This window comes from Mycobacterium sp. E3247 (assembly GCF_001667785.1).
Taxonomy (GTDB): Bacteria; Actinomycetota; Actinomycetes; order Mycobacteriales; family Mycobacteriaceae; genus Mycobacterium.
This window is the reverse complement of record NZ_LZJG01000263.1, coordinates 1-26,817: the sequence shown is the minus strand read 5'-3', so window position 1 is coordinate 26,817 and position 26,817 is coordinate 1. Positions and strand designations below refer to the sequence as shown.

27 protein-coding genes, 1 tRNA gene, 1 other RNA gene and 2 pseudogenes are annotated in these 26,817 nt (G+C 69.2%); 13 read left to right on the top strand and 18 right to left on the bottom strand.

Features of this window, described 5'->3' with window-relative positions; translation table 11 throughout:
* From A9X04_RS14660 to A9X04_RS14650, 3 genes are all read right to left on the bottom strand, one after another.
* The coding region (locus A9X04_RS14660) for a glutamine synthetase family protein (protein WP_067921488.1) at positions 1-923 on the bottom strand (923 nt) is incomplete at its 3' end.
* Positions 924-1,014: 91 nt separating this feature from the next.
* Positions 1,015-2,577: an alpha/beta hydrolase gene (locus A9X04_RS14655; RefSeq protein ID WP_156751967.1), complete on the bottom strand. Its 1,563-nt coding sequence runs from the start codon at positions 2,575-2,577 to the stop codon at positions 1,015-1,017.
* Positions 2,578-2,684: 107 nt separating this feature from the next.
* Positions 2,685-4,241, bottom strand: a complete 1,557-nt coding sequence (locus A9X04_RS14650) for an alpha/beta hydrolase (protein ID WP_067921484.1) — start codon at positions 4,239-4,241, stop codon at positions 2,685-2,687.
* Between the two features lie 208 nt (positions 4,242-4,449).
* Between A9X04_RS14650 and panB the strand changes: the two genes are divergently transcribed.
* The 3 genes from panB to A9X04_RS14635 all read left to right on the top strand — a co-directional run bounded on the left by panB (position 4,450) and on the right by A9X04_RS14635 (position 8,271).
* Complete coding sequence (gene panB / locus A9X04_RS14645) at positions 4,450-5,295, top strand: 3-methyl-2-oxobutanoate hydroxymethyltransferase (RefSeq protein ID WP_067921498.1); 846 nt, start codon at positions 4,450-4,452, stop codon at positions 5,293-5,295.
* 144 nt (positions 5,296-5,439) lie between these two features.
* Complete coding sequence (locus A9X04_RS14640) at positions 5,440-6,621, top strand: cellulase family glycosylhydrolase (protein ID WP_067921496.1); 1,182 nt, start codon at positions 5,440-5,442, stop codon at positions 6,619-6,621.
* A 111-nt stretch (positions 6,622-6,732) separates the two neighbouring features.
* Positions 6,733-8,271 carry a CYTH and CHAD domain-containing protein gene (locus A9X04_RS14635; protein ID WP_067921482.1) on the top strand — a complete coding sequence of 513 codons (1,539 nt, stop codon included), beginning with the start codon at positions 6,733-6,735 and terminating at the stop codon, positions 8,269-8,271.
* Positions 8,272-8,364: 93 nt separating this feature from the next.
* Here the strand turns inward: A9X04_RS14635 and rnpB are convergent.
* Positions 8,365-8,765: RNase P RNA component class A (rnpB, locus tag A9X04_RS14630), an RNA gene on the bottom strand.
* A 102-nt stretch (positions 8,766-8,867) separates the two neighbouring features.
* Between rnpB and A9X04_RS14625 the strand changes: the two genes are divergently transcribed.
* Entirely contained in the window at positions 8,868-9,578 is a 711-nt protein-coding gene (locus tag A9X04_RS14625; RefSeq protein ID WP_067921480.1) for a 2OG-Fe(II) oxygenase, read from the top strand.
* A 2-nt stretch (positions 9,579-9,580) separates the two neighbouring features.
* Here A9X04_RS14625 and A9X04_RS14620 read toward each other — a convergent pair whose 3' ends face one another.
* On the bottom strand, positions 9,581-10,210 hold the full coding sequence (locus tag A9X04_RS14620) for a cyclopropane-fatty-acyl-phospholipid synthase family protein (RefSeq protein WP_067921478.1): 630 nt from the start codon (positions 10,208-10,210) through the stop codon (positions 9,581-9,583).
* 46 nt (positions 10,211-10,256) lie between these two features.
* Between A9X04_RS14620 and A9X04_RS14615 the strand changes: the two genes are divergently transcribed.
* From A9X04_RS14615 to A9X04_RS14600, 4 genes are all read left to right on the top strand, one after another.
* Positions 10,257-10,832, top strand: coding sequence for a helix-turn-helix domain-containing protein (locus A9X04_RS14615; RefSeq protein ID WP_067921476.1), 576 nt, complete (start codon positions 10,257-10,259; stop codon positions 10,830-10,832).
* A 74-nt stretch (positions 10,833-10,906) separates the two neighbouring features.
* On the top strand, positions 10,907-12,076 hold the full coding sequence (locus tag A9X04_RS14610; protein WP_067921475.1) for a cytochrome P450: 1,170 nt from the start codon (positions 10,907-10,909) through the stop codon (positions 12,074-12,076).
* Positions 12,077-12,125: 49 nt separating this feature from the next.
* Positions 12,126-12,320 (top strand): ferredoxin, encoded by a 195-nt coding sequence (locus A9X04_RS14605; protein ID WP_067921473.1) that lies wholly within the window; start codon positions 12,126-12,128, stop codon positions 12,318-12,320.
* A 17-nt stretch (positions 12,321-12,337) separates the two neighbouring features.
* The gene (locus tag A9X04_RS14600; protein ID WP_067921471.1) at positions 12,338-13,873 is read left to right on the top strand and encodes a molybdopterin-dependent oxidoreductase; all 1,536 of its coding nucleotides are present in this window, start codon (positions 12,338-12,340) and stop codon (positions 13,871-13,873) included.
* A gap of 4 nt (positions 13,874-13,877) precedes the next feature.
* On the opposite strand, the gene A9X04_RS14595 is transcribed toward A9X04_RS14600, so the two are convergent.
* The 6 genes from A9X04_RS14595 to cobC are packed head-to-tail and all read right to left on the bottom strand — an operon-like array spanning position 13,878 to position 18,719.
* On the bottom strand, positions 13,878-14,078 hold the full coding sequence (locus tag A9X04_RS14595) for a hypothetical protein (RefSeq protein WP_067921468.1): 201 nt from the start codon (positions 14,076-14,078) through the stop codon (positions 13,878-13,880).
* A 22-nt stretch (positions 14,079-14,100) separates the two neighbouring features.
* On the bottom strand, positions 14,101-14,682 hold the full coding sequence (locus tag A9X04_RS14590) for a TetR-like C-terminal domain-containing protein (protein WP_067921466.1): 582 nt from the start codon (positions 14,680-14,682) through the stop codon (positions 14,101-14,103).
* A 23-nt stretch (positions 14,683-14,705) separates the two neighbouring features.
* Positions 14,706-15,815 carry a bifunctional RNase H/acid phosphatase gene (locus A9X04_RS14585; RefSeq protein ID WP_067921464.1) on the bottom strand — a complete coding sequence of 370 codons (1,110 nt, stop codon included), beginning with the start codon at positions 15,813-15,815 and terminating at the stop codon, positions 14,706-14,708.
* On the bottom strand, positions 15,812-16,549 hold the full coding sequence (locus tag A9X04_RS14580; protein ID WP_067921462.1) for a zinc ribbon domain-containing protein: 738 nt from the start codon (positions 16,547-16,549) through the stop codon (positions 15,812-15,814). Before A9X04_RS14580 ends, A9X04_RS14585 begins: the two co-directional genes overlap by 4 nt.
* The gene (locus A9X04_RS14575) at positions 16,549-17,694 is read right to left on the bottom strand and encodes a Nif3-like dinuclear metal center hexameric protein (protein WP_067921460.1); all 1,146 of its coding nucleotides are present in this window, start codon (positions 17,692-17,694) and stop codon (positions 16,549-16,551) included. The genes A9X04_RS14580 and A9X04_RS14575 overlap by 1 nt, the downstream gene beginning before the upstream one ends.
* Entirely contained in the window at positions 17,691-18,719 is a 1,029-nt protein-coding gene (gene cobC, locus A9X04_RS14570) for an Rv2231c family pyridoxal phosphate-dependent protein CobC (protein WP_067921458.1), read from the bottom strand. Before cobC ends, A9X04_RS14575 begins: the two co-directional genes overlap by 4 nt.
* 111 nt (positions 18,720-18,830) lie before the next feature.
* Here cobC and A9X04_RS14565 point away from each other — a divergent pair, with 111 nt between their 5' ends.
* The 3 genes from A9X04_RS14565 to A9X04_RS14555 are packed head-to-tail and all read left to right on the top strand — an operon-like array spanning position 18,831 to position 20,785.
* Complete coding sequence (locus A9X04_RS14565) at positions 18,831-19,469, top strand: HAD-IA family hydrolase (protein ID WP_067921494.1); 639 nt, start codon at positions 18,831-18,833, stop codon at positions 19,467-19,469.
* Positions 19,462-19,953, top strand: coding sequence for a low molecular weight protein-tyrosine-phosphatase (locus A9X04_RS14560; RefSeq protein WP_067921456.1), 492 nt, complete (start codon positions 19,462-19,464; stop codon positions 19,951-19,953). The genes A9X04_RS14565 and A9X04_RS14560 overlap by 8 nt, the downstream gene beginning before the upstream one ends.
* A gap of 1 nt (position 19,954) precedes the next feature.
* Positions 19,955-20,785 (top strand): SURF1 family protein, encoded by an 831-nt coding sequence (locus A9X04_RS14555; protein ID WP_067921454.1) that lies wholly within the window; start codon positions 19,955-19,957, stop codon positions 20,783-20,785.
* Here the strand turns inward: A9X04_RS14555 and A9X04_RS14550 are convergent.
* Together A9X04_RS14550 and A9X04_RS30425 are read right to left on the bottom strand one after the other, a co-directional pair.
* Positions 20,767-21,711: a cobalamin biosynthesis protein gene (locus A9X04_RS14550; protein WP_067921452.1), complete on the bottom strand. Its 945-nt coding sequence runs from the start codon at positions 21,709-21,711 to the stop codon at positions 20,767-20,769. The genes A9X04_RS14555 and A9X04_RS14550 overlap by 19 nt on opposite strands.
* A 45-nt stretch (positions 21,712-21,756) precedes the next feature.
* Positions 21,757-21,909, bottom strand: a complete 153-nt coding sequence (locus A9X04_RS30425) for a hypothetical protein (RefSeq protein ID WP_156764355.1) — start codon at positions 21,907-21,909, stop codon at positions 21,757-21,759.
* Between the two features lie 76 nt (positions 21,910-21,985).
* Here A9X04_RS30425 and A9X04_RS14545 point away from each other — a divergent pair.
* Positions 21,986-22,800 (top strand): annotated as a pseudogene (locus tag A9X04_RS14545) (oxygenase MpaB family protein).
* On the opposite strand, the gene A9X04_RS14540 reads toward A9X04_RS14545, so the two are convergent.
* From A9X04_RS14540 to A9X04_RS14520, 5 genes are all read right to left on the bottom strand, one after another.
* Positions 22,797-23,918: an epoxide hydrolase family protein gene (locus A9X04_RS14540; protein WP_067921492.1), complete on the bottom strand. Its 1,122-nt coding sequence runs from the start codon at positions 23,916-23,918 to the stop codon at positions 22,797-22,799. The pseudogene A9X04_RS14545 and the gene A9X04_RS14540 overlap by 4 nt on opposite strands.
* Before the next feature lie 95 nt (positions 23,919-24,013).
* Positions 24,014-24,085 (bottom strand) — tRNA-Val (locus A9X04_RS14535).
* A gap of 46 nt (positions 24,086-24,131) precedes the next feature.
* On the bottom strand, positions 24,132-24,593 hold the full coding sequence (locus A9X04_RS14530) for a peroxiredoxin (RefSeq protein WP_067921450.1): 462 nt from the start codon (positions 24,591-24,593) through the stop codon (positions 24,132-24,134).
* Entirely contained in the window at positions 24,593-25,015 is a 423-nt protein-coding gene (locus tag A9X04_RS14525) for a DUF3052 domain-containing protein (protein WP_067921490.1), read from the bottom strand. The genes A9X04_RS14530 and A9X04_RS14525 overlap by 1 nt, the downstream gene beginning before the upstream one ends.
* Positions 25,016-25,121: 106 nt before the next feature.
* Positions 25,122-25,703 (bottom strand): hypothetical protein, encoded by a 582-nt coding sequence (locus A9X04_RS14520; protein ID WP_067921448.1) that lies wholly within the window; start codon positions 25,701-25,703, stop codon positions 25,122-25,124.
* 182 nt (positions 25,704-25,885) lie between these two features.
* Here A9X04_RS14520 and A9X04_RS14515 point away from each other — a divergent pair.
* Positions 25,886-26,817 (top strand): annotated as a pseudogene (locus A9X04_RS14515) (pyruvate dehydrogenase (acetyl-transferring), homodimeric type); the annotation flags it as partial.

Genomic DNA, 26,817 nt, shown 5'->3' with positions numbered 1-26,817 from the left:
GCCGCGGTGGGCGCCTCGCCGCCCTGCACCAGCCGCTTGTAGGAGTTGACCCATTGGTTGGTGACCGCGCTGATCTCGGAGGCGTGCTCCAGGATGCCGGCGATGAACGACTTGCCCACGTCGGACAGCTGCAGCGGGTCGTCGGGGCTGTGGAAGGCGTTGACGTCGCCCTCGAACAGGCTCATGTGGGTGTGCATCGCCGAGCCGGGGTGCTGCCCGAACGGCTTGGGCATGAACGACGCGCGGGCGCCGTTCTCGATCGCGACCTCCTTGATGACGTAGCGGAACGTCATCACGTTGTCGGCCATCGACAGGGCGTCGGCGAAGCGCAGGTCGATCTCCTGCTGGCCGGGCGCACCCTCGTGGTGGCTGAACTCCACCGAGATGCCCATGAACTCCAGCGACTCGATCGCGTGGCGGCGGAAGTTCGAGGCGGAGTCGTGGATGGCCTGGTCGAAGTAGCCCGCGTTGTCGACCGGGACGGGCACCGAGCCGTCGTTGGGGCCGGGCTGCAGCAGGAAGAACTCGATTTCGGGGTGGACGTAGCAGGAAAACCCGAGGTCGTTGGCCTTCTGCAGCTGGCGGCGCAGCACGTGTCGCGGGTCCGCCCAGGACGGCGAGCCGTCCGGCATGGTGATGTCGCAGAACATCCGCGCCGAGTGGTGGTGTCCGCCGGACGCCCAGGGCAGCACCTGGAAGGTCGACGGGTCCGGGTTGGCCACGGTGTCGGATTCCGAGACCCGCGAGAAGCCCTCGATCGAGGATCCGTCGAAGCCGATGCCCTCTTCGAAGGCACCCTCGAGTTCGGCTGGGGCGATGGCGACCGACTTGAGGAAACCGAGCACGTCGGTGAACCACAGCCGAACGAAGCGGATATCCCGTTCCTCCAGCGTGCGGAGGACGAATTCCTTCTGGCGATCCATAACCGAAACAGTAGGCAACAGCTGTTAATTCTGTGTTACCGACGCGCGATCGGAACAATTGCCAACATTGCAAACAGGCTGCTCAGTGCGGTCAGGACTGGCATCGGTAGCCCGGCGGCGGCAATGTGCCCTCGACGAGGTACCTCATCACGGCGCCGTCCACGCACTGGTCCCCGTTGAACACCGCGGTGTGCTGCGTCCCGTCGTAGGTGATCAGCGGGCCGCCCAGCTGGCGGGCCAGGTTGACCCCGGCCTGGTACGGGGTGGCCGGATCGTGCGTGGTGGAGACGACGACGACCTTGCCCGGCGCCGCGGGCGCCGCGACGTGCGGCGTCGACGTCGCGGGCACCGGCCACAGTGCGCACAGATCGCGGGGCGCGGCCCCGGTGAACTGCCCGTAGCTGAGGAATGGCGCCGCCTGGCGAATCCGTTGATCGGCCGAGACCCAGCTCGCCGAATCCGTCGGCGACGGCGCGTCGACGCAACGGATCGCGTTGAACGCATCCTGATCGTTGGTGTAATGACCGCCGCGGTCGCGGCCCTCGTAGTCGTCGGCGAGCACCAGCAGGTCACCGGCGTCGGTGCCGCGCTGCAGGCCGAGCAGGCCGCTGGTCAGATATTTCCAGTGCGCCGGGGTGTAGAGCGCGTTGATGGTGCCGGTGGTCGCGTCGGCGTAACTCAGGCCACGCGGGTCCGACGTGCGACCGGGCTTGGCGACCAACGGGTCGACCAGCGCGTGGTAGCGGTTGACGAACTGGGCCGGGTCGGTGCCCAGCGGGCAGCCCGCCGAGCGGGCGCAGTCGGTGGCGTAGTCGTTGAAAGCGGTTTGAAATCCCGCCATTTGCTGAACGTTCTCGTCGACCGGGCCGACGGTCGGGTCGATCGCACCGTCGAGCACCATCGCCCGCACGTGGGCCCCGAACTTTTCCAGGTACGCGGTGCCCAGCTCGGTGCCGTAGCTGTAGCCGAGGTAGTTGATCTGGTCGTCACCCAGCGCCTGGCGGACCATGTCCATGTCGCGCGCCACCGAGGCGGTGCCGACGTTGGCCAGAAACCCGGGTCCCATGCGGCTCGCACACTGCCGGGCCAGCTGCTGATACAGCTGTTCGATGTGCGCCACACCGGCCGGGCTGTAGTCGACCATCGGCTCGCGCCGGTAGGCGTCGAACTCGGCGTCCGAGCGGCAGCGCAGCGCCGGGGTCGAATGCCCCACCCCCCGCGGGTCGAAGCCGACGAGGTCGAAGTTGCGCCGAATGGGCGTGCCGTCCAGATCCGGCGCCATGCCGGCCACCATGTCGACCGCGGACCCGCCGGGACCGCCCGGATTGACCAACAGCGAACCGATCCGTTGGCCGGTGGCCGGCACGCGGATCACCGCCAGCCTGGCCTGCCCCGCTCCCGGGTTGTCGTAGTCGACCGGAACGGAGACGGTGGTGCACTGCGCGGTGGGGACATCGCTTGTGTCGGTGGCGAATTGACCGCAACTCCCCCACGTCTGCGGGGTTGCGGACGACGGCCTCGGAGCGGGACTCTGCCCCGAACCCGGCTCCGGGGTGGCGCCCGCGACCGCCGGTCCCACCACCGATTGCGCGGCCAACAGCCCGAATGACACCAGCGCCGAACTGAACGGTCTCAGGCGCGACATGGCAGTCATCGTGTCAGCCTCGGGTTCCCGAAATGGCGCAAAACGGTTACGCCTTGATCTCGTCTGCGACCCGCACCGAGTGTGCGATTGCGCTCGACGTCAGACCCGTACGCGCCCTAGCACTTTGCGCCGCTGGGCGGCGTCGTGCCGCCGACCAGGTACGCGGTGACGTAGTTGTCGATGCAACCGTCGCCCTGGAACACCACCGTGTGCTGGGTGCCGTCGTAGGTGAGCAGCGAACTGCGCAGCTGGTTGGCCAGGTCGACCCCGGCCTTGTAGGGGGTGGCCGGGTCGTGGGTAGTCGATACCACCACCGTCGGGGCCAGGCCGGGCGCGGAGATGGTGTGCGGCTTGCTCGTCGGCGGCACCGGCCAGAACGCGCAGGTGCCCAGCGGGGCGTCGCCGGTGAAGGTGCCGTAGCTCATGAACGGCGCGATCTCCCGCGAGCGGCGGTCCTCGTCGATCACCTTGGCGCGGTCGGTGATCGGCGGTTGGTCGACGCAGTTGATGGCGACGCGCGCGTCGGTGGCGTTGGTGTAGTGACCGTGCGCGTCACGGCGCATGTACATGTCGGCCAGCGCCAGCAGCGTGTCGCCGCGGTGGTTGACCAGTTCGCTCAGCCCGTCGGTCAGGTGGTGCCACAACGTCGGCGAGTACAGCGCCATGATGGTGCCGACGATGGCGTCGCTATAGCTCAGTCCCCGCGGATCCTTGGTAGGAGCCGGCCTTCCCACCATCGGGTTGTTCGGGTCGACCAGCGGGTCGACCAGGCTGTGGTAGACGTCGACGGCCTTGTCCGGGTCCGTGCCCAACGGGCAGCTCGACTGTTTCGCGCACTCGGTGGCGTAGTCGTTGAACGCGTCCTGGAAACCCTTGGCCTGGCGCAGGTCTGCCTCGACGGGATCGGCGTTGGGGTCGACGGCGCCGTCGAGGATCATCGCCCGCACCTTGTCCGGGTAGGCCTCGGCGTAGGCGGAGCCGATTCGGGTGCCATAGGAGTAGCCCAGGTAGGTCAGCTTGTCGTCGCCCAGCGCCGCGCGAATCGCGTCGAGGTCCCTGGCGACGTTGACCGTGCCGACGTTGGCCAGAAAGTTCTTGCCCATCTTGTCCACGCAGCGGCCGACGAACTCCTTGGTCTCGTCCTCGATGTGGGCCACGCCGGCGGGGCTGTAGTCGACGTTCGGCTCCGTGCGCAGCCGGTCGTTGTCGGCGTCGGAGTTGCACCAGATGGACGGCCGCGACGATCCCACCCCGCGGGGGTCGAAACCCACCAGGTCGAACCGTTCGCGGACCCGCTTCGGCAACGACTGGACGACACCGAGGGCGGCCTCGATACCGGACTCGCCGGGCCCGCCGGGGTTGATCACCAGCGAGCCGATCTTGTCCCCGGTGGCGGGGAAGCGAATCATCGCCAGCGTGGCCACGTCGCCGTCGAGGTGGTCGTAGTCGACCGGCACCGCGAGCTTGCCGCACAGCGCGCCCGCGGGGATCTTGGCCTTCGGGTTGGATGACCGACACGGTGTCCATTCCACGGCCTGCCCCAGCTTGGGTTCGGCCAGCAGGGCGCGCCCGTTGACGACGCGAACGCAGCCCCCGACCAGGAGCGCCACGGCAGCAACCGTTGTCGAAACCAGCAGCATGCGCGCGAACTTGCCGCGGCGAGACAGACCCATGCCAACATATGCTGCCAGAGGGAAGCTGAGATTCTCGTGAGCGGCACCGCCGAGCGGTTACCGGCCGGCCGCGAGCCCCGCGCATGGCATGTCTCACATCACCCGGACGGTGCGACTGCGCGGAAGAGATGGCAGAATGGCACCGTCAGACGAACCCGGGGACCCGTTGAGGGCCACGAGGATCGACCCGACCACCAATAGGACAATGATGTCTGAGCAGAACGTCTATGGTGCGGGCACGTCCGAACAGGCGCAGCCGCTCACCAAAATCCGCACCCACCACCTGCAGAAGATGAAGGCCGAAGGGCACAAGTGGGCCATGCTCACGGCCTACGACTATTCGACCGCCCGCATCTTCGACGAGGCGGGCATTCCGGTGTTGCTGGTCGGCGACTCGGCCGCCAACGTCGTGTACGGCTACGACACCACGGTGCCGGTCTCGATCGACGAAATGATCCCGCTGGTGCGCGGCGTGGTGCGCGGAGCGCGTCACGCCCTGGTCGTCGCGGACCTGCCGTTCGGCAGCTACGAGGCGGGCCCGGCCCAGGCGCTGGCGTCGGCCACCCGGTTCATGAAGGAGGGCGGCGCCCACGCCGTCAAGCTCGAGGGCGGCGAGCGGGTGTCCGAGCAGATCGCCTGCCTGACCGCGGCGGGGATCCCCGTGATGGCGCACATCGGGTTCACGCCACAGAGCGTGAACAGCCTGGGCGGCTTCCGGGTCCAGGGCCGCGGTGACGCCGCGGAACAGACCGTCGCCGACGCGATCGCCGTCGCCGAAGCCGGGGCGTTCTCCGTCGTCATGGAGATGGTGCCGGCGGAACTTGCCACCCAGATCACCGGCAAGCTGACCATCCCGACCGTCGGAATCGGGGCCGGCCCGAACTGCGACGGCCAGGTTCTGGTCTGGCAGGACATGGGCGGGGTCAGCAGCGGCAAGGCCGCCCGATTCGTGAAGCGGTTCGGCGACGTCGGCGGGGAATTGCGCCGGGCCGCAAGGCAATATGCGAAAGAGGTGGCGGAGGGGGTCTTTCCCGCCGACGAGCACTGCTTCTGACGGGCGCGACTAGACGTTTCGCCCACCGGATCCTGTCAATTCCGAAAATCCTTGTGTGGCAGGCCGGTACGATTGTTCTTGGATGAGGTCTCTACTCCGAGAGCAAGGGTGAAACCGATCGACCGGGCGATTCATGGTGACTTCGTGCACCGTCGAACGGTGCTGAAGATACCGCTGGCATTGGCAGGGGGCGCTGCACTGGCCCGAGCACCTCGCGCGGCCGCGCAACCGCCCCCCACCTCGCCGAAATCGAGCCCGTGGTCACCAGACCGGGCCAGTAATTGGTACCGAGCTCAAGGTTGGCTGGTCGGCGCGAACTACATCACGTCGAACGCCATCAACCAGCTGGAGATGTTCCAGGCCGACACCTACGACCCGCAGCGCATCGATACGGAGCTGGGCTGGGCCCGGTCAGCCGGGTTCAACACGATCCGGGTCTTCCTGCACGACCTGCTCTGGGCGCAGGACTATCAAGGGTTCCAGGGCCGTCTCGCGCAGTTCGTCGACATCGTGGCGCGGCACGGCATCAAGCCGCTCTTCGTCTTGTTTGACTCCTGTTGGGATCCGCTCCCGCAAGCAGGTCCGCAGCGCCCGCCGAGGCCCGGCGTCCACAACTCCGGCTGGGTGCAAAGTCCGGGCGCGCAACGCATCGATGATCCCAACTATGCCCGCACGCTGCATGACTACGTCACCGGAGTGCTGACCCAGTTCCGCAACGACGACCGCATTTTGGGCTGGGATCTGTGGAATGAGCCCGATAATCCCTCGCACCAATATCGCGCCGTCGAGAGGAAAGACAAACAAGCCGTCGTCGCGAACCTGCTTCCGCAGGTGTTCGAGTGGGCACGCGCGGTAGATCCCTGTCAACCATTGACGAGCGCCGTGTGGCAGGGCGAGTGGGCAGACCCGGGACGCCGCAGCGCGATCAGCGGCATTCAGCTCGACAACTCCGACGTGATCACGTTCCACTCCTATGACAAGCCGGCGTGGTTTGAGACCCGCATCAACGAGCTTGTCCCCTACGGGCGCCCCATCCTGTGCACCGAGTACATGGCCCGGCCGTTGGGCAGCACCATCCCGGGCGTGTTGCCCATCGCCAAGCGCTACAACGTCGGGGCGTTCAACTGGGGGCTGGTCGCGGGGAAGACCCAGACCTTCTTTCCGTGGGACTCCTGGGAGCACCCGTACACGGCCATGCCCGCGGTGTGGTTCCACGATCTGCTCGCGCCCGACGGACGTCCGTTCCGCGAGCCCGAGATCCAGACGATCCGCGAACTGAGCGGCCTGGCGCTGCATCTCCGCGAAGACTCGCCGCCGCCGCCGTAACGCCGCGCCGGTAGCTGCCGGCGCCGCCATTCGCGTCACCGCGGTATGGCAGGCTAGGAGAACCCATTATCCCTTCACGGCCGCGACGACGCGCCCTCAACGGAGCCGAAAATGCCTGCAAAAGCGCCACAAACCTCGCGCCATCGCGAGGTGGAGCGCAAGTTCGATGTCGGCGAGTCCACCGTGTCACCTTCGTTCGAAGGCATCGCAGCGGTGGCGCACGTCGAGAAGTCGCCCACTCAGACACTGGACGCGACGTACTTCGACACCCCCGCACAGGACCTCGCCCGCAACAAGATCACCCTGCGCCGCCGCAGCGGCGGCTCGGACGCGGGATGGCACCTGAAGCTGCCGGCCGGGCCAGAGGCGCGTACCGAAGTCCGGACGCCGCTGGACACCTCGGGCCCGGGCGGGCCCGACACCGTGCCGGAGGAGCTGGTGGACATCGTGCTGGCGATCGTGCGCGACCGTCCGCTCGAACCGGTCGCCCGCATCACCACCCAGCGTGAAACCCAGGTGTTGTACGCGGCCGACGACACGCCCCTGGCGGAGTTCTGCAACGACCACGTCACCGCCTGGTCGGCCCGCGCTTCCGACGACCCCGACGTGGAGCCCACCCAGCAGGAGTGGCGCGAGTGGGAGCTGGAACTGGTCGAGACGAATGGGGCGCCGGACACCGAGCTGTTGAACCGGTTGGGCAATCGGCTGCTCGACGCCGGCGCCGCACCGGCCGGTCATGCCTCCAAGCTGGCGCGGGTACTCGGCACGACGCCGCAGCCCGACGGCGCGCCGGCCGCCGAGCACCCGTTGCAGCGCGCGGTGGCCGATCAGATCCGCGAACTCTTGGTGTGGGATCGCGCGGTACGCGCCGACGCGTTCGATTCCATTCACCAGATGCGGGTCACCACCCGCAAGCTGCGCAGCCTGTTGCGCGACTACCAGGAGTCGTTCGGGTTACCCGACGAAGGGTGGGTGCTCGACGAACTGCGCGAGCTCGCCGGCATTCTCGGCATTGCGCGCGACGCCGAAGTCCTCGCGGAGCGTTACGAGCGCCAACTGGACGGCCTCACACCGGATTTGGTGCGCGGTCCGGTGCATGAGCGTCTGGTCGGCGGCGCGCAGCGCCGCTATCAGACCGGGCTGCGTCGGTCGCTGATCGCCATGCGGTCGCAGCGTTACTTCCGTCTGCTCGACGCCCTCGATGCGATAGCGGCGCAACCCCCGGCCGCCGCGCCCGGCGAAGAGCACCCGCCGGTCACCATCGACGCCGCCTACAAGAAGGTTCGCAAGGCCGCCAAAGCCGCCGCCCAGGTGGCCGGCGAACACCCGGAGGACCATCACGCGCGTGACGAATCGATCCACCGGATTCGCAAGCGGGCCAAGCGACTTCGGTACACCGCCGCGGCCACCGGCGCCGACAGGGTGTCCGAGCAGGCGAAGGCCGTTCAGTCGCTGCTCGGCGACCATCAGGACAGCGTGGTCAGCCGCGAACATCTGCGCCACGAATCCGAAGCCGCGCACGCCGCCGGCGAGGACACCTTCACCTACGGCCTGCTGTATCAGCAGGAGGCCGACTTGGCCGAGCGCTGCGAACAGCAGCTCGACGACGCGTTGCGCAAGCTCGCCAAGGCGGTGCACAAGGCCGGCTGAGCGGGGCGCTCAACCCCGCGAGACTGTAACTGGCGACGGGGTTACTCGGCGAACGCGTCGCGGAATACAGTTTCGCGGACGCCTAAAGCGGGGCGGACGAGTTGGCCTGTAAGCCGGATTCTGTTCCGCGCACCTCCGGCAGCCGAAGATGCGCGGCGGCGACCATCCATCTGGACACACCGTCGCCGGGTGCCTCGAGCGGCCTACCCGCAGGCTCGGGCGAGCAACCCTCGAACGCCTGCGCGGCCGCACCTTCCGGTGCGGCCTTCTTGGCCTTGCTTCGGGTGGGGTTTGCCTAGCCACCCCGGTCACCCGGGATGCTGGTGCGCTCTTACCGCACCGTTTCACCCTTACCACCGCGAGGGTGGCGGTCTGCTTTCTGTGGCACTGTCCCGCGAGTCACCTCGGATTGCCGTTAGCAATCACCCCGCTCTGTGAAGTCCGGACTTTCCTCGAACCGCCTTGCGGCGGTCCGCGGCCGCCCGGCCAACTCGTCCGCGACGATCCAGGCTACTACCTGCGCGATGCCGTTGCCAGCAACCTCGCACGCCGGCTCTATCGTGGACCTCGCAGACAGGCACACGAAAGGGCGCCAGATGTCCCGGTGGAAGAAGCGCGTCGACTCCGGCGACTGGGACGCCATCGCCGGCACGGTCAACGAAGACGGCGGGGCGCTACTGCCGAGGCTGGTCACCACCAGCGAAGCGGCGCGGCTCCGCAAGCTCTACAACGACGACAGCCTGTTCCGCTCGACCATCGACATGGCGCCCAAGCGGTACGGCGCCGGGCAGTATCGCTACTTCCGGGCACCCTATCCCGACCCGATCGACGAGCTCAAACACGCGCTGTACCCGCGGCTGCTGCCGATCGCCCGCGACTGGTGGGGCAAACTCGGCCGCGACGCGCCCTGGCCCGACGGTCTGGACGATTGGCTGGCGATCTGCCACGCCGCCGGCCAAACCAGGTCCACCGCGCTGATGCTGAAGTACGGCGCGGGCGACTGGAACGCCCTGCACCGAGACCTCTACGGCGACTTGGTGTTTCCGCTGCAGGTGGTGATCAACCTCAGCGAGCCCGGCACCGACTACACCGGCGGCGAATTTCTGCTCGTCGAACAGCGGTTGCGGGCCCAATCCCGCGGCATGGCAACGCAATTGCCGCAGGGGCATGGATTCGTGTTCACCACCCGCGAGCGGCCCGTGGCCTCCAGCCGCGGCTGGTCCGCGGCGCCGGTGCGGCACGGCGTGTCGGTGGTGCGCTCCGGCGAACGCTACGCCCTGGGGTTGATCTTCCACGACGCGGCCTGAGGTTATCCGACGCGCCGCAGAGCCATCACGTTGTCCCGCAGGGCCGCGGCTTGTCCGTCGGGTCCGACCGCCTCCCGTTCCACCGTCTCCGCCCGCACCGGGGTCCAGGCGTTGTCCAGCCGCAACGATGCGAGCACCTCGTCGATCGTGGGAAAGGAGTGGTGGTGGTGCTCCGCCCACGGTGGGGCTGCCGCGTGGTCGACGATCAGCAGCACACCGCCGGGGCTCACATGCTCGGCCGCCCGCCGCAGCGCGAAGTCGCGGTCCAGCCGGGCCGGCGAGTGCAGAAACTGCGCCGATACCAGGTCGAACATCCCGTCCGGGAAGCTCTCGTTGAGATCGTGGAGCTGAAAGTCGATGCGCCCGTCCACGTTTCGCGCCGACGCCGCCTCCGCCGCGCGTTGCAGCGCGGTGGCCGAGACGTCGACCGCCACCACCTGCCACCCACGCTCGGCGAGCCACAACGCGTCAGCGCCCTCCCCACAGCCCAGGTCCAGAGCCCGGCCCGCAGGCAAGTCGGCAGCCACCTCGGCGAGGCGCGGGTTGACCCGCCCGCTCCACACCCGGTCGGTCGATCGGTAACGCTCTTCCCAGAACCGCTGGGCGTCATCAGGTTTGCATGAAGTTTCCATACCGCGAGCTTGCCCAGCTGGGTTCGGCTTGCCAAGCTTATTTGCCATGCAGGCAAAGAACGCTCCCGATATCGACCTTCAGGTGCGCCGGCGCCTGCGTGAGCTGCGCACGCAGCGCGGCATGACGCTGCAAGAAGTCGGCGCGCGCGCCGGCATCGACGTCTCGACGCTCAGCCGCCTCGAGTCGGGAAAGCGCCGGCTCGCCCTCGATCACCTCCCGCGCCTGGCGCGGGCGCTGTCGGTCAGCACCGACGAGTTGTTGCAGCCCTCCGAAGCCCACGATCCGCGGGTGCGCGGCGCCGCCCACACCCACCACGGGGTCACCTATTGGCCGCTGACCCGTCAGGGTCCCGCCGGCGGTCTGCACGCGTTCAAGGTTCGGGTGAGCGCCCGGCGCCGCACCCCGCCGGCGGAGTTGCCGGTGCACGAAGGCCAGGACTGGATGTACGTCCTGTCCGGCAGGCTGCGGCTGCTGCTCGGCGACCGCGACTTCACCATCGCGCCGGGCGAAGCGGTCGAGTTCTCCACCTGGACACCGCACTGGTTCGGGGCGGTCGACGGCCCGGTGGAGGCCATCGTGATCTTCGGGCCGCACGGCGAACGGCTGCACCTGCACAGCTGAGCGCAGCGCGGCGATTGTGCGGCCGCTCAGCATTGACCATTGCCCGGCGGGGACGTTGGTGCCAGTCTGACCAGATGACAGATACCGAGGGGTTCGTCGACCAGACGGTGACCGGTCTGGCGGACCCACAGCCGATGTACAAGGCGTTGCGCGAATCGAGCCCGGTGTTCCGGTCACCGCAGGCCGTGGTGCTCAGCCGACTGGCCGACATCGAGATGGCACTCAAACACACGGAGTTGTTCTCGTCGAACATGGACGCGGTCGACCTGGGCAACGTGCGGCCGCTGATCCCCCTGCAGATCGACCCGCCCGAGCATGCGAAGTACCGCCGCATCCTCGATCCGTTGTTCACTCCGCGCGAGATGGCCCGCCGCGAGCCACGCGTCACCGAGCTGGTGAACGAGATGATCGACGGCTTCGCCGATCGGGGCGAGTGCGACTTTCACACCGAGTTCGCGGTGCCCCTGCCGTGCACCGCCTTCCTGCAGCTGCTCGGGTTGCCGCTGGAAGACCTCGAGAAGTTTCTGGAATGGAAGGACGGTGTGATCCGACCGGAGGGCGACTCCGGCTTCGACCGGCGGCACGAGAGCGCCGCCGCGGTGGCGCAACAGATCTACGACTACTTCGACCGCGCTATCGACGACCACATCGCCAGCCCCCGCGACGACGTGCTGTCGGCGATGATCGCCGCCGACGTCGCCGGGCGGCCGCTGTCGCGCGAAGAGCTCCTCGACATCTGCTTCCTCTTCCTGATCGCCGGCCTGGACACGGTGACCGACTCACTCGACTGCTTCTTCGTGTACCTGGCGCGCCACCCCGACCACCGTCGTCAGCTGGTCGAGCAGCCCGACATCCTGCCCAGCGCCGTGGAGGAGTTGTTGCGGTGGGAGACACCGGTGCCCGGTGTCGCACGGGTCGCCATCCAAGACGTCGAGGTGGGCGGCTGCCCCATCCACAAGGGCGAACGGGTCAGCCCGTTGCTGGGCGCGGCCAACACCGATCCGGCCGAGTTCGCCGATCCGGAGCTGGTCGACTTCACCCGCAACCCCAACCGGCACCGCGCGTTCGGGGGCGGTCCGCATCGCTGCCTGGGCTCCCACCTGGCCCGCATGGAGCTGAGGGTGGCGTTACGCGAGTTCCACCGGCGCATACCGGATTACGAGATCAAGCCGGGCACCCAGCTGAGCTACACCGCGGCCCTGCGCTCGGTGGAGTCGCTGCCCCTGGTGTTTCCGGCGCCATGACCCGCCCAGCCGTCGACGATGCAGAGCGCAGCGATGAGGAGGAGGCGGCGTGGCTAAAGTAGCCGTCGACGCCGACCGGTGCACCGGGCACGGGCGCTGCTACACCCTGGCGCCCGACGTCTTCGACGCCGACGACGCCGGCCACTGCGTTGTGCTCGTCGCCGAGGTCTCCGGTGAACTCGAGGCACAAGCCGTCATCGCCGAGCAGAACTGCCCCGAAGCCGCCATCTCCCTGGCGCGTTGAAGCGGAACGTATCTCCTATGGCCGGCGCGCCGTCGAACGAGCGGATGATCGCCGGGGTCGCAGCCGCATCCGTCGCGCTTGGGGTGGCCGAGCTGGTAGGCATCCCGTTCGGTGCGCGGGCCGACGCGCGGGCCGCGATCGGCGCGGCCGTCGTCGATCTGACACCGGGCCCGGTCAAAGAGTGGGCGATTGCGAGCCTGGGCTCTTCGGACAAACTCTTCCTAGCCGTAGCAGTGCTGGTGGTGATCGCCGCCACCGCCGCAATCGCCGGGACGCTCGAGACTCGGCCGCGCCCCCTCGGTAGCGCCGTGATCGTCGCGGCGGGCGCGCTCGGATGCGTCGCGGTGCTGTCGCGGCAGGGTACGACGCCACTCGACACGATCCCGACCGTCGCTGGCGCGGCCTGCGGCGTGACGACCCTGCGCCTGCTCACCGGCCGGTTTGGGTCCGGCCCAGAAGCATCCGAGCACGACGAGCCGGATGCCGGTAGGCGCAGATTGGTCGTGCTCGGCGCGCTCGGATTCGGAGTCGTGAGCGGCGTAGCGGGTGCGGTCATCACACGGTGGGTGCATTCGGTGGCCGCGGACCGCACCAGCTTCACGCTGCCCAAACCGCGCGCATCGGCGCCGCCGATACCCGCCGAAGTGCAGCCGAAAGGCGTTGCGCTGCCGAGCTTCGTCACACCCAGCGCCGACTTCTACCGGGTAGATACCGCGCTCACCGTCCCCCAACTCAGCCACACCGACTGGCGGCTGCGCATCCACGGCATGGTGAACCGCGAAGCGACTTACAGCTTCGCCGACCTAGCCGGCTTCGACGTGGTCGAAAAGGTGGCGACACTCACCTGCGTGTCCAATCCCGTTGGCGGCGATCTCATTTCGACCGGCGCCTGGACCGGCTATCGAGTGGCCGATCTGTTGGCCGCGGCCGGTGTGCGCCCGGAGGCCGACATGGTGCTGTCGATGTCGATCGACGGGTTCACCGCCGGCACCCCGGTGGATGCACTCACCGATGGGCGCGACGCGCTGCTGGCGGTCGCCCTCAACGGTGAACCCTTACCGATCGAGCACGGTTATCCGGCCCGGCTGGTCGTCCCTGGGCTCTATGGGTACGTGTCGGCCACCAAGTGGGTCGTCGACATGGAGCTGACTCGCTTCGACAAGGCGAAGGCGTACTGGACGCGGCAGGGTTGGGCAGCGCGCGCACCCGTCAAGACCGAGTCGCGGATCGACGTGCCGAAAAATGGTCAGCGGGTGCCGGTGGGTCCCGTGGTTTTCGGGGGTGTCGCGTGGGCGCAGAACCGCGGCGTGCGGTCCGTGGAAGTCCGCGTCGACGACGGCGGGTGGCAGGCCGCAGAGCAGGGCGCAAGCTACTCCAACGAGACGTGGCGGCTGTGGAGCTTTCCCTGGCAGGCGAAAAGCCCTGGGCGGCACACCATCACGGTGCGAGCCACCGACAACACCGGGGCCACCCAGACCTCGGACAGGGCCGCGACGGTCCCCGACGGCGCCACCGGCTTGCACACGGTGGACTTCACCGTTGCGGGGACATGAAGCACTATTTCGACGAGAGTTTCCGCCAGCTGACTACCGCGATCACGAGTCCGATCACCGCCGTGATGGGACCGATGATTGACCAGGTCGTGGTGTTGCTCATCGGGCTACCGCCAAGCACCCCGAATCCCTGCAGCGCCCAGATCGAACCGAACAACGCGACGATCAACCCGAAGGCGAACGTGGCAACGAATGTCCTTCTCATACGGCGGATGCTACGGCCGGGCTCATTTGCGCGCCAGCGCGTGCCACGCCATGTCGACGATGGCCGCACAGTACTCGTCGTCGACGGGAGCGTCGGAGAACAGGACACGAATGTTGAGCGGCGCCAGCACGATCTGGACGGCGGCCAGGGTGTTGACGCCCTCGCGCAGTTCGTCCCGCTCCCTGGCCCGGTCCACGACCGCACGCACCGCGTTGAAATGCGCCCGCCAGAACCTGAGCCGGGTGGCTTCGTCGTGTCCCCCGCGCCGGTCCATGACCAGTGCGCGCATGAGCGTGCGGCCGACCTCGCTGTTGATCCGGTTGGTCACGTTGCGGGCCAACGCCTCTAGGTCCCCGCGCAACGAGCCGGTGTCGGTTCCCGAACTCACCGTCTCCACGTCGCTGAGCACCGCATCGACGATCAGCTGACGCCGATCTCCCCAGTACCGGTACACCATCGCCACATCGAGGTGATACCGCTCGGCCAGGGCCTCGACGCTGAACCGCTCGACACCCCAGCGGGTCAGCTCGTCGAGCACCGCCGGCATCACCCGCGCCCGCACATCCGCGGGGACGGCCGCACGGACCGGCTCGGACGGCTGCATCGACGTCTCCTCACACCTGGTGGTTAAAGGTAGCCGGTCTGGTTCACCAGACGCACGGAGGACGCACCGTCGGGATAGAACTCGGCGATGCTCAGCGACGCGAGGTCGAGGTGCAGCCGGTACAGGATGCCCGGCCCCGCCTCCAGCGCCAGCCGCAGCAGCATCTTGATCGGCGTCACGTGGGACACCACCAGCACGGTCGTGCCCTCGTGCGCGGCGATGATGCGTTCGCGCGCCCGGACGACCCGGTCGAGCACGTCGTCGAAGCTTTCCCCGCCCGGCGGCGTGGTCCCGGTGTCACGCAGCCAGCGGCCGTGCAGCTCCGGGTCGCGCTCGGCGGCCTCGCCGAAGGTCAGCCCCTCCCAGGCGCCGAAATCGGTTTCGATCAGCTCGTCGTCGACGGTCACGTCCAGGCTGAGCGCCTTGGCGGCCCGGGCCGCGGTGTCGTACGCCCGCTGCAGCGGCGAGGCGAACACCGCGGAGATCCCGCCGCGCTGCGCCAGATAACGCGCCGCGGCGTCGGCCTGCCGCAGACCCGCTTCGGTGAGGGCCGGGTTGCCGCGACCGGAGTAGCGGCGCTGCACCGAGAGCTCGGTCTGGCCGTGTCGCAGCAACAGCAGCCTGGTCGGGGTGCCGCGCGCACCGGTCCAGCCGGGAGCCTGCGGTGATTGCGGCGCGGCAGTTTTCGCGGGCTCGGCCGCGGGTCGCGGGGTTTCCTGCGCCGGGTCGCCGGAGGCGGCGTCCATCGCCTCGTTGGCCAGCCGATCGGCGTAGGAGTTGCGGTCCCGCGGAATCCACGTGTAGTCGATCCGCTCGAACCGCGCCGCCAGGTTTCGGGCCTGCCCGTGCAGTTCGATGAGGTCGGGGTGCTTGACCTTCCACCGGCCCGACATCTGCTCCACCAACAGCTTGGAATCCAAAAAGACCGCGGCCTCGGTGGCGCCGAGCTCGAGCGCGTCGCCCAAACCGGCCAGCAGGCCGCGATATTCGGCGACGTTGTTGGTGGCCCGGCCGATGGCCTGCTTGGTCTCCGCCAGCACCGTCGAGCGGTCCGCGGTCCACACCACGGCGCCGTAGCCGGCCGGGCCGGGGTTGCCGCGCGACCCGCCGTCGGCCTCGATCACCACTTTCACTGGTCGAGCCCCTTGACCCGCAACAGGATCGCGCCACACTCCGGGCAGCGCACCACGTCGTCCTCGGCGGCGGCGGAGATCCGGGACAACTCACCCCGGTCGATCTCGAGCCGGCAGGCACCGCACCGGCGCCCCAGCAACGGCCCGGCACCCGGCCCTCCCCCGGCGCGCTGCCGTTCGTAGAGCGCGGAGAGGGCGGGGTCCAACGCCGCGCTCAGCGTGTCGCGGCGCGACGAATACTCCTGGCGGGCGTCGCCGATTTCGGCGACCGCGGCGTCGAGAGCCTCTTGGGCGCCGGCCAATTCGGCCTCCAGCGCCTCGACCTTGCGCTGCGCATCGTCCAACTGGGACTGCAGCTCCTCGCGGCGTTCCATCATGTCCAGCAGGGAATCCTCCAGGCTGGCCTGGCGCCGCGTCAGGGTCTCCAGCTCGTGCTGCAGATCCGACAGTTGCTTCGCGTCGGGCGTACCGGACTGCAGCAACGACCGGTCCCGGTCTTCGCGCTTCCGGACCGCCTCGATTTCGGACTCCAATCGCGACACGTGGATATCGATGTCCTCCAACGCGATTCGAATGGCGCCCACGCGGTCACCGGCGACGTTGAGTTCGCCCTGGACCCGCTCAAGGGTCTGTTGCTCCGCGAGATGGCCGGCCCGGTGCGTGATGCGGGCCAGCTCGGCGTCCAGCTTCGACAGCTCGAGCAGCGAACGCTGCTGCGCGATTTCGGCCTTCATCACTGCTCACTCCCGATCTCGTCGTCGCACTGCCCCATGTTCCAGGGGTCGGTGCGGATGGTGCACACCCGCACCGACAGGGCCGCACCAAAATGGGACCGCAGCAGGTCGGCAGCCTGGTCGCACCACGGAAACTCGCTCGCCCAGTGCGCCACGTCGATCAACGCCACGCCGGAGCCCCGGCCATGCTCGTCGGCCGGATGATGCCGCAGGTCGGCCGTGACGTAGGCCTGCACGCCGGCGCCGGCCGCGGTCCCCAGCAGCGAATCCCCGGCGCCACCGCAGACCGCGACCCGGGAGACCGGCATGTCGGGGTCGCCCGTTGCGCGGACGCCCCACGCCGTCCGCGGCAGGGCTGCGCCGACGCGGGACACGAAGTCGCGCAGCGGCTCGGGCCGGGGCAGGGTGCCGATGCGGCCCAACCCGGCGTCGCCGGGCAAGGGCAGCAACGCGAAGACGTCGAATGCCGGCTCCTCGTAGGGATGGGCGGCGCGCATCGCCGCCAGCACGGCGGACCGGATCCGCGCGGGCGCGATGACCTCGAACCGGTCTTCGGCCACCTGCTCGACGGTTCCGACGCTGCCCACCGCGGGCGACGCACCTTCGTGCGGCAGGAACTGCCCGATGCCGCCGACGGTCCAGCTGCAGTGCGAATAGTCGCCGATGTGTCCGGCGCCGGCCTCGAAGACGGCCGCCCGCACCGCGTCCGCGTGCTCGCGCGGCACGTAGATCACCCACTTGTCGAGGTCGGGGGCGGCCGTTCGCGGCTCCAGGGCCGCTTCCACGGTCAGGCCGAGCGCCTGGGCCAGCGCGTCGGACACCCCCGGTGAGGCGGAGTCGGCGTTGGTGTGCGCGGTGAACAGCGAACGCCCCGTTCGGATCAGGCGGTGCACCAGCGCGCCCTTGGGGGTGCTGGCCGCCACCGTGTCGACCCCCCGCAGCAGCAGCGGGTGGTGGGCCAGCAGCAGGCCGCCCTCGGGAACTTCGCCGACCACCGCCGGCTTCGCGTCGATCGCGACGGTCACCGACTCCAGCGCATCGTCGGGGTCGCCGCACACCAGGCCCACCGAGTCCCACGGTTCGGCCAGCCGCGGCGGGTAGGCCTCGTCCAGCACGCCGATGATGTCGGCCAGCCGCACGCTCATCGGAGCGCCTCCGCAATCGCCTGGACCAGCAGCGGCCACTCCCGGCGCACCGCGGCCCGCAGATAGCGCTCGTCCAAGCCGACGAAAGTATCACAGCGGCGGATGGCAATCCCCCTGTCCCGCAGGCTCTTTCGAATCAAGGCGGCGTCCGGCATGCGGAACAGCACGAATGGGGCCCGACCGTCGACCACCTCGGCGCCCACCGACGTCAGCCCGGCCACCATCTCGGTGCGCAGCTCCGCCAACCGCACCGCACCGGCCGCCGCTTCGGCGACGGCCTGCCGGCCGCAACATGCCGCGATGGCCGTCAGTTGCAGCGTCCCCAGCGGCCAGTGCGCACGCTGAGTCGTCAAGCGGGTCAACACCTCCGGCGAGCCCAGGGCGTAGCCCACCCGCAGCCCGGCCAGCGCCCACGTCTTGGTCAGGCTGCGCAGCACCAGCACGTCGGGCAGCGAGGCACCTCCCAGCGACTCCGGTTCCCCGGGAATGGAATCCGCGAACGCCTCGTCGAGCACCAGGATCCGCCCTGGCCGGCGCAACGCGAGCAGCTGCTCGCGGCTGTGCAACACCGACGTGGGGTTGGTCGGGTTGCCCACCACCACCAGGTCGGCGTCGTCGGGGATGGTCACGTCCTCCAGGCCGAAGGGCGGCTCGAGCACGACGTGGTGCACGGGCACGCCGGCGGCCCTGAGCGCGTCCGCCGGCTCGGTGAACGAGGGCGCGATGACGGCCGCCCGCGCCGGACGCAGGTTGGGCAACAACGCGAACCCCTCCGCCGCGCCCGCCAGCGGGAGCACCTCGTCGGCGGCGCGGCCATGCCGCTCGGCGACCGCGTCCTGCGCCGCGCGCACGTCCTGGGCGCTGGGGTAGCGCGCCAGATCGGTCAGCCGTGCGGCCAGCCGCCGCATCAGCCACTCGGTCGGTTGCGCGTGCCGGACGTTCACGGCGAAATCCAGCATCCCGGGTGCGACGGCCTGATCACCGTGATAGCGCACCGCAGGCGGGGTCAGGTTCAGACTCGCCATCCGAGAAACACTAGTGGGCGGCTTCCGGGCTCAGCAGCGACACCGTCACACCCGGCCCGGCCCATCGAGGACAATGGTGAGGTGACAGGCACAATCTTGACGGCCCAGCTGGTGATCTTCGACCTCGACGGCACGCTCACCGACTCCGCGGAGGGCATCGTGGCCAGCTTCCTGCACGCGCTCGACCAGGTCGGGGTCGCGGTGCCCGACGGCGACCTGGTGGCGCGGATCGTGGGGCCGCCGATGGACGACACCTTCCGCACCATGCTGGGCGAGGACGCCGAGCCGGCGATCGCCGCCTTCCGCGCCGAATACGGCAGCCGGGGCTGGGCGATGAACACCCTGTTCGAGGGCATCGAGCCGCTGCTGGCCGACCTGAAGGCCGCCGGTGTCCGGCTGGCCGTGGCGACCTCGAAGCTGGAACCGACGGCCCGGCGCATCCTGGCCCATTTCGGGCTCGATCAGCATTTCGAGGTGATCGCCGGGGCAAGCCCGGACGGCTCCCGCAAGACCAAGGTCGAGGTGCTCGCGCACGCGCTCGAACAGCTGCAACCGCTGCCCGAGCGGGTGCTCATGGTCGGCGACCGCAGCCACGACGTGCACGGTGCGGCCGCCCACGGCATCGACACCGTGGTGGTGGGCTGGGGTTACGGGCGCGACGACTTCCCCGCCGGCGCGGCGGCGGCCGGGTCCACGGCGGTGACGCACGCCGCGACCATCGACGAGCTGCGGGCGGTGCTGGGTGTCTGAGTCGCTGCACGTCACGTTCGTCTGCACGGGCAACATCTGCCGGTCGGTGATGGCCGAGAAGATGTTCGCCGACCAGCTGCGCCGCCGCGGCCTGGCCGACGCCGTGCGGGTGACCAGCGCGGGCACCGGCAACTGGCACGTCGGCGAATGCGCCGACGACCGGGCGGCCGACGTGCTGCGCGCCCACGGCTACTCCGCCGAGCACCGCGCCGCCCAGGTCGACGCCGACCATCTGGCGGCCGACCTGGTGGTGGCGCTGGGCCGCAACCACCTGCGGATGCTGCGCGAGCTGGGCGTAGACGGGGAGCGGGTGCGGATGCTGCGGTCCTTCGATCCGCGTTCGGGCGCCCACGCCCTCGACGTGGAGGACCCCTACTACGGGGACGCGCAGGACTTCGAGGACGTGTTCACCGTCATCGAGGCCTCGCTGCCCGGCCTGCACGCCTGGGTCGACGAGCGACTCGCCCGCAACGGGTCCGGTTGACATGCGTCGGCTGGCATTCCTGCTGCGGCCGGGCTGGATCGCACTGGCGCTGGTGGTCGTCGCCTTCACCTACCTGTGCTTCACGGTGCTGGCGCCCTGGCAGCTGGGCAAGCACAACCGGACGTCGCAGGAGAACCGCCAGATCGAGTATTCCCTCAACACCGAGCCCGTTGCGCTGAAAACACTGTTGCCGCAGCAGGATTCGTCCGCCCCGAACGCGCAGTGGCGCCGCGTCACGGCGACAGGGCACTACCTGCCCGACGTCCAGGTGCTGGCCCGGTTGCGGGTGATCGAGGGCAAGCCGGCGTACGAGGTGCTGGCACCCTTCGTCGTCGACGGCGGACCCACCGTCCTGGTCGACCGGGGCTACGTCCGGCCCGAGCAGGGATCCCACGTCCCGCCGATCCCTCGCCCGCCCCGTGACACCGTCACCGTCACCGCCCGGCTGCGCGATTCCGAGGCCGTCGCCACCGGCAAAGAGCCCCTCACCGAAGACGGTGCGCTGCAGGTGTATTCGATCAACACGGGGCAGGTGTCGGCGCTCACCAAGGTCCCGCTCGCCGGGTCGTATCTTCAGTTGACCGAGGACCAGCCCGGCGGGCTCGGGGTCATCGGCGTGCCGCACCTGGACGCCGGCCCGTTCCTGTCCTACGGGATCCAGTGGATTTCCTTCGGTATCGTCGCCCCGCTCGGCTTGGGTTACTTCGCGTACTCCGAGCTCCGCGCCCGCCGCCGGGAAAAGGAACAGCGACCGGCGGAGAGGCCGGCGGCGCAGCAGGCCCCGACGACCGTGGAGGCCAAACTCGCCGACCGCTACGGCCGGCGCCGGTAACACAGCGCCCCGGCCAGCAGCGCCGCGCCCGCCTGCACCAGGCGCGACAGCGCCACCGCGCGGCGCAGGTCGGCCACCGTCGGCTCGTGGCCGTCACCCAGCGTGGGCCGAATCTGCAGCTCGTGACGGTACTGGGTGGGCCCGCCCAGCCGCACCCCGAGCGCCCCGGCGAAGGCCGCCTCGACCACGCCGGCGTTGGGGCTGGGGTGACGGGCGGCGTCCCGACGCCAGGCCCGCACCGCCCCCGACGGTGACCCGCTGACGAAGGGCGCGAACGCCACCACCAGCGCCGCGGTCACCCGCGCGCCCGCATAGTTGGCCGCGTCGTCCAATTTCGCCGCGCCCCAACCGAATCGGGCATAGCGCGCCGATCGGTAACCGATCATCGAGTCCAGCGTGTTGATGCCGCGGTACGCCAGCACCCCGGGCGCCCCGCCGACAGCCGCGCACAGCAGTGGCGCCACCTGGGCGTCGGAAGTGTTTTCCGCGACCGATTCCAGCGACGCACGGGTCAGGCCGGGGCCGTCCAGCCAGGCCGGGTCGCGCCCGCACAGCGCCGGCAGCAGCCGGCGCGCGGCTTCGATGTCTCCGCGTGCCAGCAGGTCCGACATCTCCAGGCCGGTGCGCGCCAGCGTGGTTCCACCCACCGAGACCCAGGTGGCCGCGGCGGTAACCGCGATCGAGGCGGGCCGGCCGGCGCGGTCGGCGGTGCGTTGCAGCGCGGCGCCGAGCAATCCCACCGCCCCGACCAGGGCGCCGACGTGCAGCACGCCGGCTGCCCGGCTGTCGCGGTAGGTCACCTGCTCCAGCCCCGCGGCGAGTCGGCCGAACGCCGCGACCGGATGCCCCCTCGCCGGGTCGCCGAGCGCGACGTCGGCCAGATATCCGGCCAGCACGCCGGCCAGCCGGGTCCGCGTCGCAACCACCCCGGCAGCGTCTCACAACGCAGCCGTCGCGACGACAAGCGCTGCCTAGGCCATGGCGAAGATGCCCGCGACGATCACCGCGGCGATCAGCACGACGATCACCCACCACATCAGGAGGGATGACTCGAACGCGCCCGCCGTTGCGGTCGCCCGGTGGCGCGCCGGGCCGGTGGCCGAGACGCCGAATTGGGTGCTCATCTGGCTAGGCGTGCCCGTTTTCGGGCGGATGTAACGTCCGGGACGTGGTTGACTCGAAGCCATGGCGTCGTCCGCGATGAAGCGGCCCGCGACCCGGGTTGCCGACCTGCTGAACCCGGCGGCGCTGCTGTTGCCGGCCGCGAACGTCATCATGCAGTTGTCCCTGCCCGGCGTCGGTTACGGCGTGCTGGAGAGCCCGGTGGACAGCGGCAACGTCTACAAGCATCCGTTCAAGCGGGCCGCACCACCGGCACCTACCTGGCGGTCGCCACCATCGGCACCGAGTCCGACCGCGCGTTGATCCGAGGCGCGGTGGACACCGCGCACCGGCAGGTCCACTCCACGTCGTCGAGCCCGGTGTCCTACAACGCTTTTGACCCCAAACTGCAGCTGTGGGTGGCGTCGTGCCTGTACCGCTATTTCGTCGACCAGTACGAGTTCCTGTACGGCCCCCTCGACGACGACGCTGCCGACGCCGTGTATCTCGACGCCAGGCGGCTGGGCACCACGCTGCAGGTGCCCGAACGCATGTGGCCGCCGGACCGGGCGGCGTTCGACGAGTACTGGAAGCGCTCGCTCGATGAGCTGCGCATCGACCCGCCGGTGCGGGAGCACCTGCGCGGCGTGGCGTCGCTGACCTTCCTGCCGTGGCCGTTGCGCGTGCTGGCCGGCCCGTTCAATCTGTTCGCGACGACGGGGTTTTTGGCTCCGGAGTTTCGCGCCTTGATGCGGCTGGACTGGTCGCAGGCACAGCAGCGTCGGTTCGGGTGGCTGCTGTCCGCACTGCGACTGGCGGACCTCTTCCTGCCGCGCGGGACCTGGATACTTGGCTACCGGATCTACTTGTGGGACATGCGCTTTCGGGCGCGACGCGGCTGGCGGATCGTCTAGCGCCGCACGGTCGCGAAGAACGCGCGCACGTCCTCGACGAACAGCTCCGGTTGCTCGAAGGCGGCGAAGTGTCCGCCGCGGTCCATGGTCGTCCAATGCGTGATGTTGTAGACCGGCTCGCACCACGACCGCGGGGCGCCCAGGATCTCTTTGGGGAAAGCCGCGACCCCGGTGGGTAATTCGACGCGACCCAGCTGCCCCCAGGCCCTGAAGCTCTCCCAGTACAGCCGGGCCGAGGACGCGCCGGTGTCGGTCACCCAATAGACCATGACGTTGTCGAGAAGCTCGTCTCGGGTGAACACGTTTTCGGGATGGCCGTCGCAATCGGCCCACGCCCAGAACTTCTCGACGATCCACGCCAGCTGCCCCACCGGCGAATCGGCCAGCCCGTAACCCAGCGTCTGCGGCCGGGTCGACTGCTGCTTGGAATAGCCGGTGCCCCACTCGCGGTGCTCGGCCAACGCGGCCAGCACCCGCTGCTCTTCTTCCGTCGGATTCTTCAGGGATTCCGGCGCGGGCCGCCCGATCGGCATGTTGAGGTGGATCGCCGCGCAGTGGCCCTGGTTTCGGCCGATCTGCGTCGTCACGGCGGCGCCCCAGTCGCCGCCCTGGGCGCCGTAGCGGTCGTAGCCCAGGCGCAGCATCAGCGCCTCCCAGGCGTCGGCGATCCTCTCCACGCCCCAGCCCGTGCGGGTGGGTTTGCCGGAGAATCCGTACCCCGGTAGCGACGGGCAGATCACGTGGAAGGCGTCCTCGGCGCGCCCGGACGCCGGATTGGTCAGCGGCTCGATCACCTTGTGGAACTCGACGATCGAGCCGGGCCAGCCGTGGGTGATCAGCAGCGGGAACGCGCCGTCGTGCGGGGAGCGCTGGTGAATGAAATGAATGTCGAGCCCGTCGATCTCGGTGGTGAATTGGTCGAAGCGGTTGAGCCCGGCTTCGCGTGAGCGCCAGTCGTATTCGTCGGCCCAATAGCCGGCCAGGTCGCGGGTGTAGGCCAGCGGCATGCCCTGGCTCCAGTCGTCCACGCATTCGGCGTCCGGCCAGCGGGTGCGAGCCAGGCGCGAGCGCAGGTCGTCCAGGACGTCGTCGGGCACGTCGATGCGAAACGGTTCCACGGGTTGCTCGTTCACGCCGCGAGCGTAACGCCACGGCGAAAATCGGGGCCGAAAGTCGCCGTGGCGTTACGCTCGCGAATCCCGGACAAGATGAGTGGGCGCGGACGGTATCGAACCGCCGACCGCTGGTGTGTAAAACCAGAGCTCTACCACTGAGCTACGCGCCCGTGCCCCGGGGAGGCTACACGCCCCAAGCCCGAGCACCCAAAACTCTCAGTCCCGCAAAGCCGCCAGCGCGTCGGTCCACAGCCGCTGGTTGCGGGATTCGCCGGGCTGTTTGCATTCCGCGAACCGGATGATGCCGGTGCGGTCGATCACGAAGGTGCCGCGGTTGGGGTACCCGGCCTCGTCGTTGAACACGCCATAGGTCTGGCTGACCTCGCCGTGCGGCCAGAAGTCCGACAACACCGGAAAGGTGAACCCGCTCTCCAGCGACCAGATCCGGTGCGTGGGCGGCGGCCCCACGGAGATGGCCAGCACCGCGCTGTCGTCGTTCTCGAAGTCGGGCAGGTGATCGCGCAGCTGATCCAGCTCGCCCTGGCAGATGCCGGTGAAGGCGAGCGGGAAGAACACCAGCAAGACGTTCTTGGCGCCGCGGTAGGTGCTCAGGGTGACCCGCTGTTGGTTCTGGTCGCGCAGTGTGAAGTCCGGGGCGGTGGCGCCGACGGGCAGCATCAACGCTTCCCGGTTCGGGACTTCGGCTGCACCAGCCGGCTGGCGCTCCAATCGCCCAAGTTCACCGACGAGGTCGGCATCAGGCCGGCGGTGGGCGCGGCCTCGGCGATCTCGGCCGGCAGCACGTGGCCGGGCTTGCCGGTCTTGGGCGTCAGCACCCAGATCACGCCGTCCTCGGCCAGCGGGCTGATCGCATCCATCAGGGTGTCCACCAGGTCGCCGTCCCCGTCACGCCACCACAGCAGCACGACGTCGACCACCTCGTCGGTGTCCTCATCGAGCAAATCACCGCCGCACGCTTCCTCGACGTCAGCGCGGATCTCGTCGTCGGTGTCCTCGTCCCAGCCCCATTCCTGGACAACTTGGTCTCGTTGGATGCCCAGTTTGCGGGCGTAGCCCGGGGCGTGATCCGCCGCGACCACCGTGGAGCCTCCTTGCATCTCTCCGCAAGCCATCTGCGCGCTCTGCGATTGGGGATTATCGTCGCACAGCCACAACCCGGTCGTCACTCGCGCCTCACCAGGCGCCTCAGAAGGACGCCAGGCAGAGTTTCAGCGCCTTCGTCTTGGCGTCGTTGAGCTGGTCCACCCGCCGATTGAATTCCCCCGTCGGCGCGTGGGTGCCGATCGCGTTGGCCACGCCGCGGGCGGCGTCGATGTAGGCGTTGAACGCGTCCTTCAGCTGCTGGGACAGCGCATCGTTGAAGCTGCTGCCCACGGTGTCGGCGCTGCTGTTCAGCGCGTCGATGGCCGGCCCTTCCGTGGGGCCGGTGCCGCGGCCCGCGTTGAAGGCGCCGACGAAGACGTTGACCTTGTCGATCGCGTCCTTGCTGGAGGTGGCCAGCGTGTCGCACGACGTGCGCACCGCCCGGGTGGTCAGCGACTGCTGCCGCTGCGACTCGCGCACGCGCGACGTCGCGGAGGAGGCCGACACCGACGCCGACACCGACTGGCGATAGGCCGGGGCCACCTGGGTGTCGGGGGTGGCCGTCCCGTTGGTGACGCTGGTACACCCCACGATCCCCATCAGCGTCGCCGCGATACATCCGAGCGCCAGAGCGCCTCGCCTGGGGAAGCTCCCCGCAGGGACGGCACGCCATCCGATGAGCACGCCCTGACGTTACCGGGTGCCTTTGCCGAAAGTCCCGCCACGCACGCGTTCGTGTCGGCCCGGTGAACCCGCGTCGGCTACCGGACGTCGGCTGGCCCCGCCACAGGCGGGTGCGGCACGATAGAGGGAGACGGTGCGCAGCACCCGAGGGCATATCCCCCGCCAACTACAGGAGCAGTGCGTTGACAACCGAGTTCGCGCGCCACGATCTGGCCAAATCCCCTAGCAGCGCAAGCGAACCCGACCGGGTTCGGGTGATCCGCGAAGGTGTCGCGTCGTACCTGCCCGACATCGACCCCGAAGAGACCTCGGAGTGGCTGGAGTCGTTCGACGACCTGCTGGAGCGCTCCGGGCCGGCGCGGGCGCGGTATCTGATGCTGCGACTGCTGGAACGGGCCGGCGAGCAGCGTGTCGCCATTCCGTCGCTGACGTCAACCGATTACGTCAACACCATCCCGACGGAGCTGGAGCCGTGGTTCCCCGGCGACGAGGACGTCGAACGGCGCTTCCGGGCGTGGATCCGGTGGAACGCCGCGATCATGGTGCACCGCGCCCAGCGGCCGGGAGTCGGCGTCGGTGGCCACATTTCGACCTACGCGTCGTCGGCGGCGCTCTACGAGGTCGGCTTCAACCACTTCTTCCGGGGCAAATCGCATCCCGGCGGCGGCGACCAGGTTTTCATCCAGGGCCACGCCTCGCCTGGGATCTATGCGCGCGCCTTCCTCGAGGGCCGGCTCAGCGAGGATCGGCTGGACGGCTTCCGCCAGGAACACAGCCACGCCGGGGGCGGGTTGCCGTCCTATCCGCACCCGCGGCTGATGCCCGACTTCTGGGAGTTCCCCACCGTCTCGATGGGGCTGGGCCCGCTCAACGCCATCTACCAGGCGCGGTTCAACCACTACCTGCACGACCGGGGCATCAAGGACACCTCCGACCAGCACGTGTGGTGTTTTCTGGGCGACGGCGAGATGGACGAGCCCGAGAGCCGGGGAATGTTGCATGTCGGGGCACTCGAGGGCCTGGACAACCTGACATTCGTGATCAACTGCAACCTGCAGCGGCTCGACGGCCCGGTGCGCGGCAACGGCAAGATCATCCAGGAGCTGGAGTCGTT

What these genes read in the sequence shown, in the direction of transcription:
- A9X04_RS14650 (WP_067921484.1), bottom strand. Translation starts at nt 4,241, where the DNA reads ATGGGTCTGTCTCGCCGCGGCAAGTTCGCGCGCATGCTGCTGGTTTCG.
- A9X04_RS14575 (WP_067921460.1), bottom strand. Translation starts at nt 17,694, where the DNA reads ATGAGCGTGCGGCTGGCCGACATCATCGGCGTGCTGGACGAGGCCTAC.
- A9X04_RS14580 (WP_067921462.1), bottom strand. Translation starts at nt 16,549, where the DNA reads ATGAAGGCCGAAATCGCGCAGCAGCGTTCGCTGCTCGAGCTGTCGAAG.
- A9X04_RS14615 (WP_067921476.1), top strand. Translation starts at nt 10,257, where the DNA reads ATGCAGGCAAAGAACGCTCCCGATATCGACCTTCAGGTGCGCCGGCGC.
- A9X04_RS14595 (WP_067921468.1), bottom strand. Translation starts at nt 14,078, where the DNA reads ATGAGAAGGACATTCGTTGCCACGTTCGCCTTCGGGTTGATCGTCGCG.
- A9X04_RS14635 (WP_067921482.1), top strand. Translation starts at nt 6,733, where the DNA reads ATGCCTGCAAAAGCGCCACAAACCTCGCGCCATCGCGAGGTGGAGCGC.
- A9X04_RS14655 (WP_156751967.1), bottom strand. Translation starts at nt 2,577, where the DNA reads ATGACTGCCATGTCGCGCCTGAGACCGTTCAGTTCGGCGCTGGTGTCA.
- A9X04_RS14555 (WP_067921454.1), top strand. Translation starts at nt 19,955, where the DNA reads ATGCGTCGGCTGGCATTCCTGCTGCGGCCGGGCTGGATCGCACTGGCG.
- A9X04_RS14600 (WP_067921471.1), top strand. Translation starts at nt 12,338, where the DNA reads ATGGCCGGCGCGCCGTCGAACGAGCGGATGATCGCCGGGGTCGCAGCC.
- A9X04_RS14590 (WP_067921466.1), bottom strand. Translation starts at nt 14,682, where the DNA reads ATGCAGCCGTCCGAGCCGGTCCGTGCGGCCGTCCCCGCGGATGTGCGG.
- A9X04_RS14625 (WP_067921480.1), top strand. Translation starts at nt 8,868, where the DNA reads ATGTCCCGGTGGAAGAAGCGCGTCGACTCCGGCGACTGGGACGCCATC.
- cobC (WP_067921458.1), bottom strand. Translation starts at nt 18,719, where the DNA reads ATGGCGAGTCTGAACCTGACCCCGCCTGCGGTGCGCTATCACGGTGAT.
- A9X04_RS14530 (WP_067921450.1), bottom strand. Translation starts at nt 24,593, where the DNA reads ATGCTGCCCGTCGGCGCCACCGCCCCGGACTTCACACTGCGCGACCAG.
- A9X04_RS14620 (WP_067921478.1), bottom strand. Translation starts at nt 10,210, where the DNA reads ATGGAAACTTCATGCAAACCTGATGACGCCCAGCGGTTCTGGGAAGAG.
- A9X04_RS14610 (WP_067921475.1), top strand. Translation starts at nt 10,907, where the DNA reads ATGACAGATACCGAGGGGTTCGTCGACCAGACGGTGACCGGTCTGGCG.
- A9X04_RS30425 (WP_156764355.1), bottom strand. Translation starts at nt 21,909, where the DNA reads ATGAGCACCCAATTCGGCGTCTCGGCCACCGGCCCGGCGCGCCACCGG.
- panB (WP_067921498.1), top strand. Translation starts at nt 4,450, where the DNA reads ATGTCTGAGCAGAACGTCTATGGTGCGGGCACGTCCGAACAGGCGCAG.